21 protein-coding genes are annotated in these 20,829 nt (G+C 52.6%); 11 read left to right on the forward strand and 10 right to left on the reverse strand.

What is annotated here, in order from left to right:
• Window positions 1-373: 373 nt before the first annotated feature.
• The 5 genes from ilvG to AEST_RS16900 all read left to right on the forward strand — a co-directional run bounded on the left by ilvG (window position 374) and on the right by AEST_RS16900 (window position 6,062).
• Window positions 374-2,020 carry an acetolactate synthase 2 catalytic subunit gene (ilvG, locus tag AEST_RS01030; protein ID WP_039924897.1) on the forward strand — a complete coding sequence of 549 codons (1,647 nt, stop codon included), beginning with the start codon at window positions 374-376 and terminating at the stop codon, window positions 2,018-2,020.
• Window positions 2,020-2,274, forward strand: coding sequence for an acetolactate synthase 2 small subunit (gene ilvM / locus AEST_RS01035; protein ID WP_008606405.1), 255 nt, complete (start codon window positions 2,020-2,022; stop codon window positions 2,272-2,274). The genes ilvG and ilvM overlap by 1 nt, the downstream gene beginning before the upstream one ends.
• Window positions 2,275-2,313: 39 nt before the next feature.
• Window positions 2,314-4,164, forward strand: coding sequence for a dihydroxy-acid dehydratase (gene ilvD, locus AEST_RS01040; protein WP_008606406.1), 1,851 nt, complete (start codon window positions 2,314-2,316; stop codon window positions 4,162-4,164).
• The gene (gene ilvA / locus AEST_RS01045) at window positions 4,164-5,738 is read left to right on the forward strand and encodes a threonine ammonia-lyase, biosynthetic (protein WP_008606407.1); all 1,575 of its coding nucleotides are present in this window, start codon (window positions 4,164-4,166) and stop codon (window positions 5,736-5,738) included. Before ilvD ends, ilvA begins: the two co-directional genes overlap by 1 nt.
• Window positions 5,739-5,843: 105 nt before the next feature.
• The gene (locus tag AEST_RS16900) at window positions 5,844-6,062 is read left to right on the forward strand and encodes a ribosome alternative rescue factor ArfA (RefSeq protein WP_083840367.1); all 219 of its coding nucleotides are present in this window, start codon (window positions 5,844-5,846) and stop codon (window positions 6,060-6,062) included.
• On the opposite strand, the gene AEST_RS01050 is transcribed toward AEST_RS16900, so the two are convergent.
• Window positions 5,996-6,517, reverse strand: coding sequence for a hypothetical protein (locus tag AEST_RS01050; RefSeq protein ID WP_008606408.1), 522 nt, complete (start codon window positions 6,515-6,517; stop codon window positions 5,996-5,998). The two genes, AEST_RS16900 and AEST_RS01050, sit on opposite strands and share 67 nt — an antisense overlap.
• A gap of 61 nt (window positions 6,518-6,578) precedes the next feature.
• On the opposite strand from AEST_RS01050, the gene yjjX reads away from it, so the two are divergent.
• Window positions 6,579-7,094, forward strand: a complete 516-nt coding sequence (yjjX, locus tag AEST_RS01055; RefSeq protein ID WP_008606409.1) for an inosine/xanthosine triphosphatase — start codon at window positions 6,579-6,581, stop codon at window positions 7,092-7,094.
• Between the two features lie 61 nt (window positions 7,095-7,155).
• Here the strand turns inward: yjjX and AEST_RS01060 are convergent, their stop codons facing one another.
• Window positions 7,156-7,572 (reverse strand): organic hydroperoxide resistance protein, encoded by a 417-nt coding sequence (locus AEST_RS01060; protein WP_008606410.1) that lies wholly within the window; start codon window positions 7,570-7,572, stop codon window positions 7,156-7,158.
• A 156-nt stretch (window positions 7,573-7,728) separates the two neighbouring features.
• On the opposite strand from AEST_RS01060, the gene AEST_RS01065 reads away from it, so the two are divergent.
• Window positions 7,729-8,175, forward strand: coding sequence for a MarR family winged helix-turn-helix transcriptional regulator (locus AEST_RS01065; protein ID WP_008606411.1), 447 nt, complete (start codon window positions 7,729-7,731; stop codon window positions 8,173-8,175).
• Between the two features lie 4 nt (window positions 8,176-8,179).
• Here the strand turns inward: AEST_RS01065 and acuI are convergent, their stop codons facing one another.
• The 3 genes from acuI to AEST_RS01080 form a co-directional block, all read right to left on the reverse strand.
• Entirely contained in the window at window positions 8,180-9,160 is a 981-nt protein-coding gene (acuI, locus tag AEST_RS01070; RefSeq protein WP_008606412.1) for an acrylyl-CoA reductase (NADPH), read from the reverse strand.
• Between the two features lie 75 nt (window positions 9,161-9,235).
• Window positions 9,236-9,481 (reverse strand): GNAT family N-acetyltransferase, encoded by a 246-nt coding sequence (locus AEST_RS01075; RefSeq protein ID WP_008606414.1) that lies wholly within the window; start codon window positions 9,479-9,481, stop codon window positions 9,236-9,238.
• A complete protein-coding gene (locus AEST_RS01080; protein WP_008606417.1) occupies window positions 9,481-9,747 on the reverse strand; it encodes a hypothetical protein in 267 nt (88 codons plus the stop codon). The genes AEST_RS01075 and AEST_RS01080 overlap by 1 nt, the downstream gene beginning before the upstream one ends.
• A gap of 135 nt (window positions 9,748-9,882) precedes the next feature.
• On the opposite strand from AEST_RS01080, the gene AEST_RS01085 reads away from it, so the two are divergent.
• Both AEST_RS01085 and AEST_RS01090 read left to right on the forward strand, forming a co-directional pair.
• Entirely contained in the window at window positions 9,883-11,118 is a 1,236-nt protein-coding gene (locus AEST_RS01085) for an NRAMP family divalent metal transporter (protein ID WP_008606419.1), read from the forward strand.
• A gap of 10 nt (window positions 11,119-11,128) precedes the next feature.
• Window positions 11,129-12,376: a cation:proton antiporter gene (locus AEST_RS01090; protein ID WP_008606420.1), complete on the forward strand. Its 1,248-nt coding sequence runs from the start codon at window positions 11,129-11,131 to the stop codon at window positions 12,374-12,376.
• A gap of 36 nt (window positions 12,377-12,412) precedes the next feature.
• On the opposite strand, the gene ilvN is transcribed toward AEST_RS01090, so the two are convergent.
• Entirely contained in the window at window positions 12,413-12,904 is a 492-nt protein-coding gene (gene ilvN, locus AEST_RS01095; protein WP_008606421.1) for an acetolactate synthase small subunit, read from the reverse strand.
• Window positions 12,905-12,906: 2 nt separating this feature from the next.
• On the reverse strand, window positions 12,907-14,649 hold the full coding sequence (locus tag AEST_RS01100; protein WP_008606422.1) for an acetolactate synthase 3 large subunit: 1,743 nt from the start codon (window positions 14,647-14,649) through the stop codon (window positions 12,907-12,909).
• Between the two features lie 286 nt (window positions 14,650-14,935).
• Here AEST_RS01100 and AEST_RS01105 point away from each other — a divergent pair, with 286 nt between their 5' ends.
• Both AEST_RS01105 and AEST_RS01110 read left to right on the forward strand, forming a co-directional pair.
• Window positions 14,936-15,781 (forward strand): tetratricopeptide repeat protein, encoded by an 846-nt coding sequence (locus AEST_RS01105; protein ID WP_008606424.1) that lies wholly within the window; start codon window positions 14,936-14,938, stop codon window positions 15,779-15,781.
• A 9-nt stretch (window positions 15,782-15,790) separates the two neighbouring features.
• Complete coding sequence (locus AEST_RS01110) at window positions 15,791-17,017, forward strand: methyltransferase (protein WP_008606425.1); 1,227 nt, start codon at window positions 15,791-15,793, stop codon at window positions 17,015-17,017.
• On the opposite strand, the gene AEST_RS01115 is transcribed toward AEST_RS01110, so the two are convergent.
• The 3 genes from AEST_RS01115 to speA form a co-directional block, all read right to left on the reverse strand.
• Window positions 16,988-17,920 (reverse strand): acyltransferase, encoded by a 933-nt coding sequence (locus AEST_RS01115; RefSeq protein ID WP_008606426.1) that lies wholly within the window; start codon window positions 17,918-17,920, stop codon window positions 16,988-16,990. The two genes, AEST_RS01110 and AEST_RS01115, sit on opposite strands and share 30 nt — an antisense overlap.
• Window positions 17,921-17,935: 15 nt before the next feature.
• Window positions 17,936-18,829, reverse strand: coding sequence for an acyltransferase (locus AEST_RS01120; protein WP_008606428.1), 894 nt, complete (start codon window positions 18,827-18,829; stop codon window positions 17,936-17,938).
• A gap of 89 nt (window positions 18,830-18,918) precedes the next feature.
• Entirely contained in the window at window positions 18,919-20,805 is a 1,887-nt protein-coding gene (gene speA / locus AEST_RS01125; RefSeq protein ID WP_008606430.1) for a biosynthetic arginine decarboxylase, read from the reverse strand.
• Window positions 20,806-20,829: the final 24 nt, after the last annotated feature.

Here is a 20,829-nt window from a genome sequence, read left to right on the forward strand (position 1 = left end):
GTACAGATACTCTAGCGGCTCACTGCCGGCGATACAAATTTTAATTATTTTCAGGAAAAGTCATTTTTTCAGCAAAAAGCGGTTGACTCCGGACAGATAGACGTCTATTAATATAGCCAATCTGCTTTTTGATTAAAGCAACAACAATTAACCGTAAGAGTTAGTGAGTATTAAATGCGTTTAGCAGCCGTTCTGAACATCATTGTCCTCGTAATCGTGGTGATTATTAATCTCCGCGGGGGCGGTGTATTGGAACGATAGCGCACACTAAGTCGACTTCCAGCAAAACCCCCGCTCCGCAAGGACCGGGGGTTTTGTCGTTTCAGGGCTGGTGAAAATTGATTCGGGCAACAAGCAAAAAGGGCAACAGCAAATGAAAGGCGCAGAATTGGTATTAAAGGTATTACAGCAGCAGGGGGTAGACACCATCTTTGGTTACCCGGGCGGCGCTATTATGCCAATTTACGATGCGATTTATCACAGCACGGTTAAACACTATCTGTGCCGGCATGAACAGGGCGGCGCCTTTTCGGCCATCGGCTACGCCCGCGCCTCTGGCAAGGTTGGCGTCTGTTTAGCGACATCTGGCCCGGGCGCCACTAACCTGATTACCTCGCTGGCTGATGCCCTGCTGGATTCGGTACCGCTGGTCGCCATTACCGGTCAGGTATCACAAGCGGTGATGGGGACCGATGCCTTTCAGGAAGTCGATGTTTTAGGCTTATCGTTGGGTGTAACCAAGCACAGCTTTATGGTCCGCGATGTCAATGAGCTGGCGCATACGTTACACGAAGCTTTCCGGCTGGCACAAAGTGGTCGCCCTGGCCCGGTATTAGTTGATATTCCGAAGGATATTCAACTGGCTGAGGTCAGTGAACCCGAGTGGCCAACGCTGCCAACTGCCCGCTTAGCGACCTCACTGGCTAACGCGGCCAAAGCGCGGCAGTTGATCGCACAGGCGAAGAAGCCGATTGCCTACATCGGCGGAGGGGTGCAGATGGCGGATGCGCTGCCACAGTTACAGGCTTTTTTGGCCGAAAGTGAAATGCCATCAGTCACCACCTTAAAAGGCATGGGCTCGGTAGCCCGCGCTAACCCGCACTATCTGGGCATGCTGGGGATGCATGGCACCCAGGCCGCCAATTTGGCGGTGCAGCAATCTGACTTACTGATCTGTTTTGGTGCCCGCTTTGATGACCGGGTAACCGGTAAGCTGGATAAGTTTGCACCGCACGCCAAAGTGATTCATGTGGATATCGATCCGGCAGAAATTAATAAGGTGCGCTTTGCAGACTGTGCCTTGCTGGGCGATATGAAGCAAATTCTGCCGGCGATCAGTACCGCCACCCAATGCGCTGACTGGCTGGCGCATTGTCAGCAATTAAAGCAGCAATATGGCTGGCGCTATGATCACCCGGGTGAACGGATTTTTGCTCCTCTTATGCTGAAACAACTGAGTGAACGGATGCCGGATAACAGCGTGGTGTGCTGCGATGTGGGCCAGCATCAGATGTGGGTGGCGCAGCATATGCGTTTTAATAGCCCGCGCAATCATTTATCCAGCGGCGGCTTAGGCACCATGGGCTTTGGTTTACCGGCGGCGATTGGTGCCAAGCTGGCACGGCCACAGGACACGGTGATCGCCGTCAGTGGCGATGGCTCCTTTATGATGAACGTGCAGGAGCTGGGCACCATCAAGCGCTTCCGGCTGCCGGTGAAGATCGTCATTATCGATAACCAACGGCTGGGCATGGTGAAGCAGTGGCAGCAACTGTTCTTTAATGAACGCTATAGCGAAACCGATTTATCGGATAACCCGGATTTTGTGGCGCTGGCAGCGGCCTTCGCCATTCCCGGCCATACCATTACCCGCAAAGATGAAGTGGCAAGCGCGCTGGAAGCGATGTTTAGCTGGCCGGGGCCCTATTTATTACACGTACGGATCGATGAAAAAGACAACGTCTGGCCTTTAGTACCGCCAGGTGCCGCGAACGAAGATATGCTGACGGAGACGAACTGATGCAACATACCCTGAATATCACCACCCGCAATGAAGCCAGCGTGGTAGAGCGTTTACTGCAGGTAACCCGCTATCGTGGTTATCAGCTGGCTGGCCTGGCGATGACCCCGCTAACTGACCGGGCCGGTTTACAAATTACCCTGACAGTGCAAAGTGAGAAACCCATTACGCTACTGACCAGTCAGCTGGTGAAGTTATATGACGTACAGCAGCTGGAATTGGCTTCGGCTGATGTTGCTGTGCTGCGTGCCTAATCGTGCTTAATTGACTTACGTTTTTTACAGGATAACAAGATGCCAAAACTCAGATCCGCTACCGTCACCGAAGGCCGTAATATGGCGGGCGCCCGTGCCTTATGGCGGGCCACCGGTGTAAAAGATACCGACTTCGGCAAGCCGATAGTGGCGGTGGTTAACTCCTTTGTCGAATTTGTTCCCGGCCATGTGCATTTGCGCGACCTCGGTAAGCTGGTAGCCGCCAGCATTGTTGAAGCCGGCGGTATCGCGAAAGAATTTAATACCATCGCGGTTGATGATGGCATTGCCATGGGGCATGGCGGTATGCTGTACAGCCTGCCGTCGCGGGAGCTGATCGCGGACTCGGTAGAATATATGGTGAATGCCCACTGTGCCGATGCCATGGTCTGTATCTCGAACTGTGACAAGATCACCCCGGGTATGCTGATGGCCGCGCTGCGGTTAAATATTCCGGTGATCTTTGTTTCCGGCGGACCAATGGAAGCCGGTAAAACCAAACTCTCGGATCAAATTATCAAGCTGGATCTGGTTGATGCCATGGTATCGGCGGCCGATCCCAAGGTCAGCGATGCCCAAAGCGAGCAAATTGAAAAAAGTGCCTGCCCAACCTGCGGCAGCTGCTCGGGGATGTTTACCGCCAACTCGATGAACTGTCTGGTGGAAGCATTGGGCCTGGCGCAGCCGGGCAATGGCTCTTTACTGGCAACCCATGCCGATCGCAAAGAATTATTTGTGCAAGCCGGTTTCCGGGTTATGGAGCTGTGTAAGCGTTGGTATCAGGACGATGATGTTACGGCCCTACCGCGTAGTATTGCCAATAAGGTTGCTTTTGAAAACGCCATGATGCTGGATATCGCGATGGGCGGTTCAACCAATACGGTGTTGCATTTACTGGCTGCCGCTATTGAAGCCGAAGTGGACTTTACCATGGCTGATATCGACCGCTTATCGCGTATCGTGCCGCACCTGAGTAAGGTGGCGCCCTCTACCCAGAAATATCATATGGAAGATGTGCATCGTGCCGGTGGCGTGATTGCAATCCTGGCGGAGCTGAACCGTGCCGGTTTGCTAAACCCCAATACGCCGCATGTTGCCGGTAGCTCACTGGCTGAGGTGTTGGCGAAGTGGGATATTAAAACCACCACTGATCAGCAGGTAAAACAGTTTTACCTGGCCGGTCCGGCCGGGATCCGCACCACTCAGGCGTTTTCACAGAATTGCCGTTACCCGTCATTAGATGATGATCGGGCCGGGGGCTGTATCCGCGATAAGGCGCATGCCTATTCGCAGGATGGGGGGTTAGCCGTGCTGTTTGGTAACCTGGCGCCAAAGGGGTGTATCGTTAAAACTGCCGGTGTCGAGCCGGAAAACCTGGTGTTTAGTGGCCGGGCGCGGGTATTTGAAAGTCAGGATGACGCTGTTGCCGCCATTCTGGGCGGCAAGGTCGTGGCCGGTGATGCCGTTATTATCCGCTACGAGGGGCCCAAAGGCGGTCCGGGGATGCAGGAAATGTTGTATCCAACCAGTTATTTAAAATCGATGGGGCTGGGCAAAGCCTGTGCGCTGATCACTGACGGTCGTTTCTCTGGCGGTACCTCAGGCTTATCAATTGGTCATGTGTCACCGGAAGCCGCCAGCGGCGGTGCTATCGCGCTGGTCGAAGAGGGCGATCGGATAGAGATTGATATTCCCAACCGCAAAATTGCCATTGCCGTCAGTGACGAGGTGCTGGCCAGTCGCCGCGCTGCGATGCAAGCCAAAGGCAGCAAAGCCTGGAAACCGGAAAACCGTCAGCGCGTGGTCAGCGCCGCGTTAAAGGCTTATGCCTTGCTAGCAAGCAGTGCCGACCAGGGTGCGGTACGCGATCTGTCAAAACTGGAGCAGTAATGGATAATCTGGCACGGGCAGCAACCGACAGCAGCGATGCTGAGGTGATGCAGCACTATCTGCGGGAAATTCTGTTGTCGCCGGTGTATCAGGCGGCGGTAGAAACGCCGCTGGATGAAATGCATAAGTTAAGCGCCCGCCTTGGGCAGCAGGTGCTGTTAAAGCGGGAAGATAAGCAGCCGGTTTATTCCTTTAAACTGCGCGGCGCCTTTCATAAACTGCATAAAGTGCAGCAACAGCAGCCTGATGCCAAAGTGATTTGCGCATCGGCCGGTAACCATGCCCAGGGTGTGGCGCTGTCCGCCGCGAAATTAGGTCTGGACGCAACCATAGTGATGCCGATCACGACGCCGGAAATTAAAGTAGCCGCAGTTCGGGCTTTAGGTGGCAAGGTGGTGCTACATGGCACCGCCTTTGATGAAGCCAACAGCTTTGCGATGCAAAAAGCGCAAACCGAAGGCGCCATCTATATTCCGCCCTTTGACGATGCTGATGTGATAGCCGGCCAGGGCACCGTGGCTAAGGAGCTGCTAAGCCAGCATAACCGCCTGGATGCCGTCTTTATTCCGGTGGGTGGTGGTGGTCTGATGGCGGGAATGGCGGTCTATATCAAAGCCATTCAGCCCCATGTCAAAGTCATTGGTGTAGAGCCGGAAGATGCCGCCTGCTTAAAGGCTGCTCTGGCAGCCGGTGAACCGGTGACCTTGCCGCGGGTGGGGCTGTTTGCCGATGGGGTGGCAGTAAAGCGGATTGGCAGCGAAAACTTTAATCTGGCCAGGCGTTTTTGTGATGAGGTGGTCACGGTAAGCAGCGATGAAATCTGTGCTGCGATCAAAGATATCTTTGATGATTTACGGGCCGTGGCCGAGCCGGCCGGTGCTTTGGCACTGGCGGGCTTAAAAAAATACAGCCAGCTGTTAAAAAACAGTACCTTACCCAGGCCGCAGCATTATGCTGCGGTGCTTAGTGGCGCTAACCTTAACTTTGACACCCTGCGCTATGTCTCCGAGCGCTGTGAGCTGGGCGAGAAAAAAGAAGCGGTATTTGCGGTAACCATCCCGGAGGGAAAAGGCAGTTTCCGCCGTTTTTGCCAAACCCTGGGTGGCCGCGCCATTACCGAATTTAACTACCGTTATGCCAGCGAGCACAAAGCGCAGATCTTTGTCGGCATTAAATTGCGCCATGGTGAGACTGAACTGAATACGGTAAAAAAGGCGCTGACTGAGGCCGGTTATCAGTATCTGGATCTGTCGGACGATGAACTGGCCAAGCTGCATGTAAGGCATATGGTCGGTGGTATGCCGCCACGGCAGTTGCAGGAGCAGGTGTATCAGTTTAACTTCCCGGAATATCCTGGGGCACTGATGAATTTCCTGAATACGCTGGGTGAACACTGGAATATTACGTTGTTTCACTACCGCAACCATGGTGCCGCTACCGGCGACGTACTGGCCGGGTTTGAAGTGGCAGAGCACAGTGCTATCGCCGGCTATCTGGATAATCTCGGTTATGAATACCGGCTGGTAACAGATAATAGTAGCTATCAGGCGTTTTTAACCGCTGCTCAGCCCTAGATCCCTTTAGTACAGCAGAGCGCTGTATATAAATTGAACTAATCACTATTGTGTTAACCTAAGCGTGCAGTTAGACTGCGCGCGTTTTTATACAGGAGAGCAATAATGAGTAAGCAAGCGGCAACCGAGCATGGCCGCGGGGAAATTCGCGACAATGCACTAAAAGCCTTAGTCACCAGTAAGCTGTTTCAACCCCGGGTGGTGAAAGCGAAAAAGGGCAAAGGCTCCTACAACAGAAAAGGGCGTAACTCGAAAGATTACGCCCTTGTTGTTTCTGCGGCCTTAGCTTGCAAGAAAGTATCTAACCAACTCTGGAGAGGTTGAGCCTGCTGCGTACCGATCAGTAAGCTGGCGCCATTTTTTAGCCTGATTCGTAGCCCTTGGTTGCCTGAAACATTATAGCAGCGATTGCGTTTTGAACCGCGAATCCCCCAGCCACCATATTCAGCTAAGGGGCTATAGGTTACGACTTCGCAGCTTTGTATTTCATGCCACTGATGTTGACGCCAGCGCCAGAAAAAAGGCGTAAATCTTACAGCCAGACTATCTTGCTCAAGCCGTAACTGTAAACTGGAAAAGTGCAAGACAGTAACCAATGACAGTAGTAGCAGGGTTAACAGTACCAGTAGCAGATCCGGTGCCGGTTTATCACCATAGGGTTGTTGCAAAATAAGTTGCTGCCAACAGCCATAGACGAAGAATAGCGCAATAGTCAGACATATCCAGTAGCCCCAGGTATAACGAAAACTTTGCTGTTCTTTATAGGATTGCGCTGGCATAACTGCCCCTGAAAAAGTCATATGTTAAAATGCGTTCAAAAATTACCATAAAGGTTAAATTATGACTTGGCAAATATTAGTCGCTTCAGCCAATCCGGCCAAAATCCGGGCGGTTGAGCAGTGTTTTCAGGTGAATTTCCCTGAACAAGCTATTGCGGTGCGCGGTATTAGCGTGCCGTCCGGTGTTGCTGAGCAGCCGCTAAGTAGCGAAGAAACTTATGCCGGAGCGAAAAACCGCTTAATGGCGTTAAAGCAGCAGGGCGCAGCCGATTTTTATGTGGCCATAGAGGCCGGTTTGGATGGTGAGATGACCTTTGCCTGGATGCTAATTGAACATCAGGGCAAGCTCGGCAAGGCGCGTTCGGCCAGTTTAATGTTACCTAAGGCGGCGCTGCAGGCGTTGGAGCAGGGCCAGGAGCTGGGCGATGTGATGGATGAGCTATTTGGTACCCAGAATATTAAACAGGCTGGTGGCGCTATCGGCTTATTAACCCAGAACCGGTTAAGTCGCAGTGGTGTTTATCAGCAGGCGTTGACGCTGGCATTAATACCATTTTTAAATCCGGACTGGTTTTAAACGTGTAGCGATTAAACCGGATACCGTCAACAGAGGTTGGCGACATCCGGCTCCGGCATAATCAGACGCTGGTATGCAACCTTACTTCGATATTGCCGCGGGTCGCATTCGAGTATGGGCAAACCTGATGTGCGGCCGCGACCAGTTGCTCAGCTGCTTGCTGTGCTAAACCAGGCAAGCTAATAAACAGGTCGACATCCAACCCAAAGCCACCCTCAATTTTGCCAATCCCGACTTCTGCACGGATAGACACATCGGCAGGCAGGCTTTGCTTGTTTTGACCGGCGACAAATTTCAAAGCGCCAATAAAGCAAGCCGAGTAGCCGGCAGCAAACAGTTGTTCCGGATTAGTGGCATCGCCCTTACCGCCCAGTTCTTTTGGTGCTGCCAGTCTAGTGTGCAGTAAGCCATCGTTTGACTGTGCCTGACCATCACGACCACCGGTAGCGGTGACCACGGCTTTATACAGAATATCCATTTTGTTACCTCATTCAGTTAAAGGTTGATTGCCAGAGCATACTAACGGCAATTAATCTTGCACGCAATATAATTGTGTGAAATATTTTTGCGCGATAGCGCCGGGCTTCAGTTATAATCAGTGCACTCATTACTTTACTCGCCCGAGGCTTGGTTGATGACGGCCAAAACACTCCCGCTACCACAGCAAGTTTGCTTCGCACTCTATAGCGCCAATAACGCGATGATGCGGCTGTACCGGCCTTTGCTGCAGCCCTTTGATCTGACCTATCCGCAATATGTGGTGCTGCTGGCATTGTGGCAGCAGGATAATATCAGCCTGGGTCAGCTTGGTGCGGCGACACTGTTTGACTCGGGTACCCTAACGCCTTTGGTAAAGAAGCTGGAACAAAAAGGCTGGCTGCAGCGGGTGAGTGATGCCAGTGACGAGCGGGTGAAAAAGGTGCTGTTAACCGCGGCAGGTCGGGCTTTAGAAACTGAGGTCGCAACTGTGATGCCGGCTTTACGTTGCCAGGTCGCACTACCGGAAAGCCAGCTGCTGGCGCTACGTGAGCAGGCGCAGCAGTTGCTGCAACAGCTGCAGCAACTGGAGGCTTGTCGTTAGGGCTTTAGCTGTTCACATTAACCAGCAAGCGGCCCTGAATGTCTCCGGCCAGCAACGCCTGGGCTTGAGGTATGGCGTCTGCCAGGCTGATTTCCTGACTGAGTAAGGTAAAGTCGTCTGTAGTTAATAACTCGGCCAGTTGTGCCCAGGCCGCCAGTCGCGGCGCCATCGGTTGCATCACGCTGTCGATACCACAAAGTGTAATACCGCGCAGAATAAAGGGTGCTACCGAGGCCGGGAAATCCATCCCCTGCGCCAGACCACAGGCTGCCACTACACCACCATAACGGCTCTGAGCACAGGCATTTGCCAGCGTGTGGCTGCCGACTGAGTCTACGACACCAGCCCATTGTTCTTTAGCCAGAGGTTTGCCCGGAGCGGACAGGCTATCACGACTGATAATCTCAGCAGCACCAAGTTGGCGCAGATAGTCAGCGGCACTGGCTTTGCCCGTCGCAGCCGTAACCTGAAAGCCCAACCGCGCTAACAGCAATACTGCAAAGCTACCGACGCCGCCGGTCGCGCCGGTGACCAGTACCGGGCCGGCTGAAGGGGTTAACTGATGTTTTAACAAAGCCTGTACGCACAGCATGGCAGTATAGCCGGCAGTTCCGATAATCATCGCTTGCCTGGCAGTCAGCGGTGCTGGTATTGGCTGTAACCAGGCGGCAGGCACAGCAGCACGTTGCGCCAGGCCACCCCAGTGCTTCTCGCCCACGCCCCAGCCGTTTAACAGCACCTGATCACCGGTTTTAAACGCCGGATTCTGGCTACTCACCACAGTACCGGCCAAGTCGATGCCTGGCACCATCGGAAAGTCCCGCACCACCGGTGCTTTGCCGGTAATCGCCAGCGCGTCTTTATAATTTAACGTGGAATACGCAACGTCCACCACAACCTCCGCTGCCGGTAACCGGCTGGAGTCGAGTTGCTGTAAACTGGCGCGATAATCAGGCGTTTTATCGATCACTAAAGCGTTGAACATTGCAAGTCTCCTTTAGGGTTGGATAGAGGCTAGTGCAAAGGATCATTTGATTCTATGCGGCTTTGGTCGTAACCGTTATAAAAAACGCCGTACATAAGAGCAACTGGCATGAATTTGCAGCCCACTACTTTGTGCCCAGCTTAGGGCATGGCGCACCAGCTTTTCGGCCAGACCCTTGCCGCGAAACTCCGGTGGCACATAGGTATGGCAAAAATCGATGTGTTCGCCGTTTAACTGGTAGTCGAGTAAGGCGCTGGCATTACCCTCGCTCAGAATAAAACGCTGGCCTGCGCTATCATGTTGGATGTTTAACTCACTCATTAATCCTCCTCCAACCAGGGCGTCTCCGGTAACAAAGCAAGATGTTCGGCATAGCGCTCTAGATTAAAGCTTTCCTGACGCTCAATCACGGCATACATTTCCGGTGCTAAGGCACATGCCATCAGCTCTAAAGCTTCGTCACGGCTGTGACCGGTCATCCGCAGTCGCATTAAGGTCGCTGTCACTTCTTTTGGGTAGTTATCGGCTAACTGGTTTTCCAGTACCTCAAAGAGTGTGTTTTGGTCTATCAAATCGTCATCTTGCATTCTGGGCACCATGCGTATGAAACAGAAAAAATAGCAGCACAGTCCTATCGCAGGCTGCTGCTTTCGGCTGTTGCTTAGGCTAAGCTAGCGCTCACCAAATAACAATCAATAATAAGCATTATGCAGCAATCGGGAATGGGGTGGCGCTACTGGGCGCAAAGTTTAGGGCCGGGCATTCTGATGGCGACGGCAGCGATTGGTGGCTCGCATCTGGTGGCCTCAACCCAGGCCGGTGCGCTCTTTGGCTGGCAGTTACTTTGGTTGATCTTACTGGTAAATATTCTGAAATATCCGTTTTTTCGTTTCGGTGTACAGTACACCCTGCAGCAGAACGAGAGTCTGGTCGAAGGCTACTGGCGTAAGGGGCGGGGATATTTTTATAGTTTTGTGCTGCTAAATGTATTGGCGGCGGTGGTGAACACGGCAGGGGTACTGATTCTGACCGCGGCACTACTGCAATATGCCCTGCCCTGGCAGTTATCACTTACCCTGCTGTGTTGGCTGATTCTGGCCAGTTGTTTGCTGATTTTACTGCTGGGGCATTATCGGGCGCTGGACCGGGTGTCGAAAGTGATTATGCTGTTGCTGACACTCACCACCTTAGTGGCGGCAGCAATAGCCTTTAATAATGGGCCTACCGCGCCGGCAGGTTTTCAGGGCCCTTCACCCTGGCAATTGGCGATGTTGGGATTTTTGGTGGCACTGATGGGCTGGATGCCGGCACCGATTGAAATTTCGGCCATCAGTTCCCTCTGGCTAAAAGCCAAACAGCGTCAACAGCCGGTGAGTCAGCGGCAGGGGCTATTCGACTTTAACCTCGGCTACTGGCTGACCACTTTTTTAGCACTGGTGTTTGTGACCTTGGGGGCGCTGGTGCAATACGGTAGTGATCAGCCAATAGCGCTGGCGGGTGCAGCCTTCGCTCAGCAACTGGTGGAAATGTATGGTCAAACTATCGGTAGTTGGGCCAAGCCATTGGTATCACTGATTGCGTTTTTATGTATGTTCGGTACCACCATTACGGTGTTAGACGGTTATGCCCGCACCTTACATGAGTCAGGACGTTTACTGGGCTGGTATCAGGCTGATAACCGCCGGATAGCGGCGTTATGGTTGTTATTGCAAGCGCTGGCAGGTATGGCGTTGATCTTGTTTTTCCGCTCTGCGTTATCGCCGATGCTCACTTTCGCCATGACGCTGGCGTTTTTAACCACTCCGGTCTTTGCCTGGCTGAACTTTAGTTTACTACGCGGCAACTCGGCACGGCCGTTGGCACCCTGGCTAACGGTGCTTAGTTGGCTGGGGTTAGCCTATTTGTTTGGCTTTGCCGTATTTTATCTGGCCTGGTATTCAGGTTTCCTTAATTCCTAATGGAGTAACTATGGCCTGGTGGCAATTAGTTGGCTTGTTTTTAATACAGCTGATGTTGATTCTGTTGGCGGCGCAGCTGTTCGGTCGGCTGGCCAGATATGTCGGCCAGCCGAAAGTCGTTGGCGAGATGATTGCCGGCGTCACCCTGGGCCCGTCTTTATTGGGTTGGTACTTGCCGGAGTTACAACAGGCGATCTTTATTCCAGAAACCCGCAGCTGGCTGTATTTCGGCGCCCAGCTCGGTGTTGGGCTCTATATGTTTTTGGTCGGTCTGGAATTTAATACCCGACTGTTCCGGCAGCAGGCGCAGAGTGCGTTAACCGTATCGCTGGCGGGCATGTTAGTGCCCTTTGGTGTCGCGGCTTTGTTGGCGCTGTGGTTATTACCTATGCCTGGTTTGTTTGCGCCCGGCATCAGCTATGCCAATGCGGCACTGTTTCTCGGTGCCGCCATCGCCATTACGGCCTTTCCGATGCTGGCACGGATTATTTATGAGCGGGGCCTCGCTGGTACTAAACTGGGTACTCTGGCGCTGGCGGCCGGCGCTATCGACGATGCGGCAGCCTGGCTGATACTGGCGCTGGTATTGGCCAGCTTCGGTGGCGGTAGTGAGCTGCTGATTAAAGCGCTGTTGGGCGGTAGCCTCTATGCCTGGTTGATGCTGACCAAAATGCGGCTCTGGTTACAACCGCTGGCGGATCGGGTGGCGTTAACGGAGCAGTTGGTGGCCTGGCAATTTATGCTGATCCTGCTGTTGTTCGCATTGTCGGCTTGGAGTATGGATTTTGTTGGCTTACATGCGGTCTTTGGCGGCTTTTTGCTGGGCGTGGCGATGCCTCGCGGTACTCTGGTTAGCTTACTGCAGCGGCGGCTGGAAAAGCCGGTGTTACTGCTGCTGTTACCGATGTTTTTTACCTATTCTGGGCTAAATACCCGGCTGGATGTGCTGGGCGCCAGTGGTCTTTGGTTGGTGACATTGGCCGTGCTGGCGTGTTCTATTCTGGCCAAATTTGTTGCCTGCTGGGCGGCAGCCCGGCTAAAAGGCGCCGATAATCCAACGGCGCTGGCGATCGGCGCACTGATGAATGCCCGGGGCCTGATGGAGCTGATTATTATCAATATTGCACTAAGCTATGGCGTGATAGAGCAAGGTTTGTTTTCGATGTTAGTGGTTATGGCGATTGTCACAACGCTGATGGCCGCGCCGCTATTTCAGTTGGTATATGGACGCTTTCAGCAAAAAGTAACGGCGACCTGAGTCGCCGTTAGCAGCTGTATCGAACACGGATGAGGCCTAAAGCGCCAGTGTCTTTTCGCCGCGGGAGATGCCAGAGACGCCGCTGCGCACCACTTCCAGGATCTGGGTACCGCTTAACGCCTGAATAAAGGCATCCAGTTTGTCGCTGGTGCCCACCAGTTGCACGGTGTAAGTAGTGGCAGAGACATCGACGATCTGGCCGCGGAAGATATCGGCACTGCGTTTTACTTCATCCCGCTGCTCGCCGACCGCTTTCACCTTGACCAGCATCAGCTCGCGCTCGATATGGGCAGCCTCGCTCAAATCCGTCAGTTTTACCACTTCAATCAGTTTATGCAGTTGCTTGGTAATTTGCTCGATCACCTGATCATTGCCATGGGTCACCAGCGTTAAACGCGACAGCGTGGGATCTTCAGTGGGGGCCACGGTCAGTGAGTCGATATTATAGCCACGCTGGGCAAACAGGCCGACCAAACGTGCCAGGGCGCCGGATTCGTTTTCCAGTAACACAGAAATAATATGCCGCATGCTTAAGTCCTCTCTGTCTTACTTAAAAACATCTCATTGACCGCACCGCCCGGAATTTGCATCGGATAAACGTGCTCTTTCGGATCGATATGGATATCCAGAAACACCAGCTGATCTTTAAGCTCGACAAAGGCGCGCTGCAGGGCCGGTTGCAACTCTTCCGGTTTGGTGACCCGGATGCCGACGTGGCCATAGGCCTCAGCCAGTTTGATAAAGTCAGGTAACGAGTCCATATAGGAGCTGGCGTAGCGCGACTCATAGTTCATATCCTGCCACTGCTTAACCATGCCCAGATAGCCATTATTCAGGTTGATAATCTTCACCCCCAAACCATATTGCTTGCAGGTCGACAGCTCCTGAATATTCATCTGAATTGAGCCCTCGCCGGTGACACAGACCACATCCGCCTGCGGGAAATTCAGCTTGACGCCCATCGCTGCCGGCAAGCCAAAACCCATGGTGCCAAGGCCGCCGGAGTTGATCCAGCGGTTTGGTTTATTAAATTTGTAGTACTGGGCGGCAAACATCTGATGCTGGCCGACATCGCTACAGACAAAGGCTTCGCCCTTAGTGATCTTGCTGACCTGCTCTATCACATGCTGGGGTTTTAACAGCGCAGAAGTGGTGTCATAGCGGCCACCATGCACGGCACGCCAGTCATTAATCTGCTGCCACCATTGCTCCAGCGCACTGCTATCCAGCTTTTTCTTTTTCTGCTTCACAGTCGCCAGCATTTCTTCCAGCACTGGCTGTACCAGGCCAACAATAGGGATATGGGCATTGATGGTTTTTGAGATACTGGCCGGGTCAATATCGATATGGATAATGGTGGCATCCGGGCAGAATTTTTTGGTGTTGTTAGTGACCCTGTCGTCAAAGCGGGCGCCGACCGCCAGGATCAGATCGGCATGGTGCATGGCCTGATTTGCCTCATAGCTGCCATGCATCCCCAGCATACCGATAAACTGCTTATCCTCACCCGGATAGGCACCCAGCCCCATTAGGGTATTGGTCACCGGCAGGTTCAGGTATTGCGCCAGTTCGGTCAGTTCGGCGGCAGCGCCACCCATAATCACACCGCCGCCCGAGTACAGCACCGGCTTTTTCGCTGCCAACAGGGCGCTAACCGCTTTTTTAATCTGGCCGCTATGGCCTTTTAGTTTTGGCTGATAAGAGCGCAGCTTAATTTCGTCCGGATAATGATACGGAAACTTATTGCTCGGAATCGTCATATCTTTCGGAATATCCAGCACCACCGGGCCAGGCCGGCCGCTTTGCGCAATGTAAAACGCCTTCTTAATTAGGTACGGAATATCCTCGGGGCGGCGCACCGACATATTGTGTTTCACAATAGGGCGGGAAATGCCCAGCATATCGGTTTCCTGGAACGCATCTTCACCAATCAGATGGCTCATCACCTGGCCGGTCAGCACCACCATCGGGATTGAATCCATATAAGCAGTGGCAATACCGGTCACCGCATTAGTGGCACCCGGGCCGGAGGTAACCAGTACCACGCCGGCCTTACCGGTGGCACGGGCATAGGCATCGGCCATATGGGTCGCGGCCTGTTCGTGGCGCACCAGCACGTGTTTTACTTTATTTTGCTGAAATAACGCATCGTAAATATGCAATACAGCGCCACCGGGATAGCCATAGACGTATTCTACCCCTTCATCGGCCAGCGCACGGATCACCATTGCTGCGCCCGATAACATCTCGGCATGTTTGGATTGGCTTGTCATAGTCAGGTCTCATCATTTTACTGAGGTCAAAGCGCCTGTTTTTCGGGTACAGAACGCTGTTGGCAGCCTAAATGCTACCTTGTGCTACGTGGTTGGCTGAACGGTATTGGCGAACCTTACCGGCGCTTTAGTGGTTAGCTCTGAGGCTTTTATAGTGCGCCTGATTAATTTACGGTAATGGCCGCGGAAAGTCGATGCCTTTTTCATGCTTTTAGACTTCTTTACTGCTTTGAAAAGCGGCATGTCGCCACCATAGTACAGGAAGTTAAAGCTAAGGAAGTGAAGTATGCAAAACCCTATTGTTGACGTCAGCCTGATCAATGCCCGCGAAGTGCTGGACCGTTCGTTACAGCAGCTGGTGATCTTCCAGTTCTGGTCGGCGCGCAGTGCGCTTTGTCAGCAGTTAAGTCCGGTATTGGAAAAAATTGTCCGCCAGTACCCACAGCAATTGTGTCTGGCCAAAGTAAATTGCGATCAGGAGCAGGACTTGGCGATGCAGTTTGGTGTGCAATCACTGCCTACCGTCATGTTGATTAAAGATGGCCGGCCGGTCGATGGTTTTGCTGGTGCTGAGACCGAGCAGCAAATTCTGACCCGGCTGGCGGCTTATCTGCCAAAACCGGAAGATGAGCTGATTGCCAAAGCGCAGCAATATTTGGCACAGCAGCAACTCGCTGAAGCTTATCCGCTGCTGGCCGAAGCGCTGACGCTGGCGCCAGAGCGGGTGGAAGTTAAACTCTGGTTAGCCGATACCGCTATTGGCCTTGGCCAGTTAACCCAGGCTGAAAAGCTGTTGGCTGAAGTGCGGCTGGCCGATCAGGACGCCTTATATAAAACCGTACTGGCCAAACTGGAGTTGGCGCAGCAGGCCAGCAATACACCGGAGATCCGGGCGCTGGAAGCCCGGCTGGCAGCAGCACCGGCAGATAACAGTTTAAAAGAGCAATTAGCCGTGCAGTACCAGGCCGTATTGCGCTCAGAAGAGGCATTAGCGTTGCTGCTGCAGATTCTGCAGCAGGATCTGAACTTTGGACAAAGCAAAAAGCTGTTTTTAGATATTCTGGCGGCTTTGCCCAAGGGCGATCCGCTGGCCAGCCAGTACCGGCGTAAACTCTATGCGCTGCTGTACTAAGGCCGCTTGTTGAGTGCCTTTAGCTGCAGTGGCGCTGAACTGGAGAAGTTGTTTAGCCAGGTTGCCGCTGTGCTTAACCGCTATCAGCGCTATTGGCAGTTACAGCCGATGGCGCGTTCTGCCTTACCCTTTGACGCTGCACTGAATAGCCTGCTACAGAGCTTATCGCTTACCGAGCTGGCGGCGCTGGAGGATAATCCTGAGCAGCAACAGCAGCTGTTTGGCGGCTTTTTCCCAGAGCTCTTTGCGCTGCCGGCGACCAGTCAGGCTGAGCCGGCAGAGGCCTTACCCGAGTGGCCATTTTGGCTCACCAATGGTATTGGCGGGCGTAAACTCTCGCAAATCCAGCATTTTTGTCAGCAGCTCGCCCCATTGGAGCTGCCGCTGTTGGAATGGTGTGCCGGCAAAGGCCATCTGGGGCGGCTACTGGCGGCACAGGGCCGGCAGGTGACCAGTGTTGAATGGCAGGCCGAACTGTGTCGACAGGGCGAGGCACTGGCAGCACAATTTCAGTTGTCGCAGCGCTTTGTCTGTGCCGATGTGTTGACGCCGGCGGGTCGGGCAGTGCTGTCGCCACAGCAACAGCTGGTCGCTTTACATGCCTGTGGTGATTTACATTTGCAGTTAATCAAACATGCGGTTGCCGTCGGCACGCACGCCTTACAGCTGGCGCCTTGTTGTTACCATCTGATTGCCGCTGAACATTATCTGCCGTTATCGACGCTGGCGCAGCAGCATAATCTGCAGCTGAGCCGACAGGATCTGAAACTGGCGGTACAGGCGCAGGTTACCGGCGGTGAACGGGTCGCACGGCTGCGGCAAACCGAAGTCAGCTGGCGGCTGGCGTATCAGTTATTGCGCACTGAACTGACGGCTGATGCCAGCTATCAGCCGCTGCCATCTTTACCTAAACACTGGTTTAGTGGTGACTTTAGCGCCTTTCTGGCCTATGCGGCGCAGCTGCAACAACTGTTATTACCGGCGGTTATCGATGATCACGCTTTGCTGGCAAGGGCTGACGAGGCGTATTTACAGCTGCAGCGTATTGATGCGGTGCGGCATCTGTTTCGCCGACCATTAGAGTTGTATCTGGTGCTGGATCGGGCGCTATACCTGCAACAACAGGGTTATCAGGTACAGCTGTCGGTATTTTGTGCTTATCAGATCACGCCCAGAAATTTCCTGATCCGGGCCTGGCGCGATACGTCAGCTCTGACTAACCGGTGTAGCCTGTAAGCTGCGTTGGTTCTGCTTCAGATAGCACTCAATTTGCTGATCTTTACGCTGCCAGCGCTGGTTCAGCCACTGCTGGAAGTTATCGCGAAATACCGGATCATTAAAATAATCACCAATGACTGCGGTATCAACCGGCAGGATCTCGGCCTGGATCACTACCCGTTTTAACCGTCCCATTAGCATATCCAGCGCAATATGCTGGGTGTTATCCGGGTAAATCAGCGTGACGTCCAGGATGGCATTAAACTGCTCGCCCATACTGGCCAGCGTAAAGGCAATACCGCCGGCTTTAGGGGGCAGCAAATGGGTAAAAGGGCTGTTTTTCGCGCGCTGTTTTTCCGGTGTGCAACGGCTGCCTTCCACAAAGTTGATGATGGTGGTTGGCGTATGCACAAACTTAGCACAGCTGTTACGGGTGGTTTCGATATCCTTGCCTTTAAGCTCAGGATGTTTGGCCAAAGTCGCGGCGCTGTAGCGTTTCATATACGGCATATCCAACGCCCAGCAGCCAGTGCCAAGGAAAGGTACCCACTTTAATTCATCTTTTAAAAAGAATTTTGGCTCTGGGATCAGGTGATAAGCAAAGGTACTGACCACTGGAATATCAACCCAGCTCTTATGGTTGGCGATCAGCAAATACCAACTGTCTTTATCCAACTGCTGCTGACCGCTGATTTGCCAGTCGACATCATTAAACAGGTTAATTAAAAAGGTGTTCACCGCCGTCCAGCCCCGGTAGCAGCGCCGGCCCAGGGCGGCAATCAGCCGGTGCGCAGCTTTAAAGGGTAACAGCAGTTTCAGGATGCCAAGCGGGGTGACCACTATGCCCCAGAATGCCAGATTTAACGCAAACAAACTAAAGCTAATGGGTAACAGTAAAAATCCGGGTAAAAAGCTTAGCATCGTTGACACACTCCGTTATTTGCCTGCGCTTGTCTCTAGCCTGGCCAGTTGCTGGTCTTTCTCTAACCACAACTGATTTAACCACTGCTGAAAGCGCTCACGATACGCCTGATCGTGGTAATCGCCTATTAACTCTTTGGCAATAGGCAGTACCTTAATATTGACTGTTATAGCATGAACCTTGCCGGAAATATAATCCCAAAATGTTGGAATGCCGCCAGGATAGTGAATGGTCACATCCAGCAGTTTATGTAATTGTTCGCCCATTGCCCCCAGCACAAAGGCGGTGCCACCAGCCTTGGGTTTTAACAGATGCCGGAACGGCGACTGCTGGCGATCGTGCTTATCACGGGTAAAGCGGGTGCCTTCGACAAAATTCATCACAGATACCGGCTTAAAGCGGAACTTGGCACAGGCTTTACGTGTCGTTTCGATATCCTTGCCCTGTAGTTCCGGACGTTTCTGTAGTAATTGTTTGCTATAGCGCTTCATAAAGGGGAAATCGAGCGCCCACCAGGCCAGGCCCATAAAGGGCACATACAGCAGTTCTTTTTTCAGGAAGAATTTAATAAAGGGGATCTTGCGGTTAAAAATATTCTGCAGAATTAAAATATCGGCCCAGGATTGATGGTTGGCGATAATCAAATACCAGTCTTTACGCGAGAGTTTTTCCAGTCCTTCAACCCGCCACTTGATCGAGGTAAAAATACGGGTCGTCAGGTTATTAACGCTGATCCAGGCTACCGCCATCGCATCCAGCAGATAGGTCATCCAGGCTTGCCAGCGTTGGATCGGCAGGAGTTTCAGAATCGCCAATAACATAATGGGTACAAACCAAAATAAGGTATTGACGACATACAGCAGAAAGGAAAGCGACCCCTTTATCGGGTGCGGTAACCAATTTAACATAAGGCACTTATCTCATTTTCAGGTGGCAATACCACCGGCTAAATGGGGAGGTGTAAGTGGTTACACCTCCGATCAGTGCCTATTCTAGCTTAATCTTCGAAGTAGGTGTAACCATAAACGCCGGCTTTCAGCTCATCCAGTAGTTCATCTTTACGTTCGTCCTGCATGTCCAGTTTAGCCAGTTGTTTGGTGTAAGAGGCAATCAGCTTCTTGGCATCAAACTGCACATAGCGCAGCACATCTGCTACCGTATCACCCTTGATAATATTGGTCAGCTTGTAACTGCCATCTTCGGTCAGTTCGACATGCACTGAATCGGTATCACCAAACAGGTTGTGCAGATCACCCAGAATTTCCTGATAGGCGCCAACCATAAACATACCAAGCAGATATTGCTGATCGTCCTTGTATTCCGGCAGCGGCAGGCTGGATTCGATACCATTACCATCCGCATAGCTCTTCAGCATGCCGTCAGAGTCACAGGTAATATCCTGAATAATGGCGCGGTGATTCAGTGGCTCCGTCATCCGCTCCAGCGGCATTACCGGGAACAGCTGATCAATACCCCAGGCATCCGGCATGGACTGGAACAGCGAGAAGTTAACGAACAGCTTATCAGCCAGTTTTTCGTTTAACTCATCGTGAATCGCGCGGTGCGAGCGGGCATTCAGATCCAGATTCGCCCGTACCTTATTAATGGTGGCAAAGTACAGCTGCTCTAACAGCGACCAATCTTGTAAGGTCAGCAGGCCATGCACATACTGGGCATGGGCATCGGTAAAGTAGTGGACAGCATCATGGTAGGACTCGACGGCACTACGTGGCGTTACATTGTTGTAGGCGTCCCACATCCCTAAAATGACCGTCGGCGCATCTTCGCTCGGCTCCGGCAGATTCACTAAACCAGGCGCCCGCTCGATATCGATGGCATCGGTTACCAGTACCGCATGGTGTGCGGTCATCGCCCGGCCAGACTCGGTAATAATATTCGGATGTGGTAAGTCGTACTCGTCACAAACTTCTTTTAAACCATTAACCACGTTGCGGGCATATTCGTACATGGTGTAGTTCATCGAACAGGCAGAGCGCGATTTCGAACCTTCGTAATCGACACCTAAACCGCCGCCGACGTCTACCGTGGTAATAGGCACGCCGAGGGTACGCAGTTCAGCGTAGTGACGAGCACATTCACGGATCGCATTGTGGATATCGCGGATATTGGCAATTTGCGAGCCGATATGGAAGTGCACCAGCTGCAGCAACTCGAGTTTGCCGGCATCGCGCAGAATATCGATGGCTTGCAGTACCTGAGTGGCGGTGAGGCCAAATTTGCCTTTTTCACCACCGGTATTTTGCCATTTGCCTTTGCCGACCGAGTTTAAGCGAATACGAATACCGATGCGCGGTGCCGCACCCAGATTATCGATTTCGCGCAGCAGGGTTTTTAGCTCTGACAGCTTTTCAACGACCACATAGACCGTATGGCCCATCATCTGACCAATGGTCGCCAGACGCAAGAACTCGCTATCTTTATAGCCGTTACAGACGATTTGCAGTGGCTGCTCGGTTACACCGAGGATTGCCATCAGCTCCGGCTTACTACCGGCTTCCAGGCCAACTTTGCCGCTATCATGGCTAATCAGGCGTTTAACTACTGAGAATTGCTGGTTTACCTTGATTGGATAGACCGCGGTATAGTTACCCTGATACTCTTTCTCGGCTTTGGCGCGTTGGAAAGACTTAATTAAGGTATCTACCCGATGCTGCAGAATATCGGTAAACCGCACCAATACCGGCAGCGTCAGGCCTTCTTCCTTAAAGCGTTGCGTCAGCTCAGGAAAGCTAATACCTGGCTTACTGTGATCCTGATCCGGGTAGGCAATCAGGTCGCCGTCCTTATTCACATCAAAATAGCCTTCGCTCCATACGGCTACGTTGTAAATAGAACGCGCCTTCTCAAAACCCCAGTCTGCCATTGTCTTTCCTCAAAAAAATTAACT

Origin of the sequence: Alishewanella aestuarii B11 (assembly GCF_000280055.1) — a bacterium.
In the GTDB taxonomy this organism is placed as follows: Bacteria; Pseudomonadota; Gammaproteobacteria; order Enterobacterales; family Alteromonadaceae; genus Alishewanella; species Alishewanella aestuarii.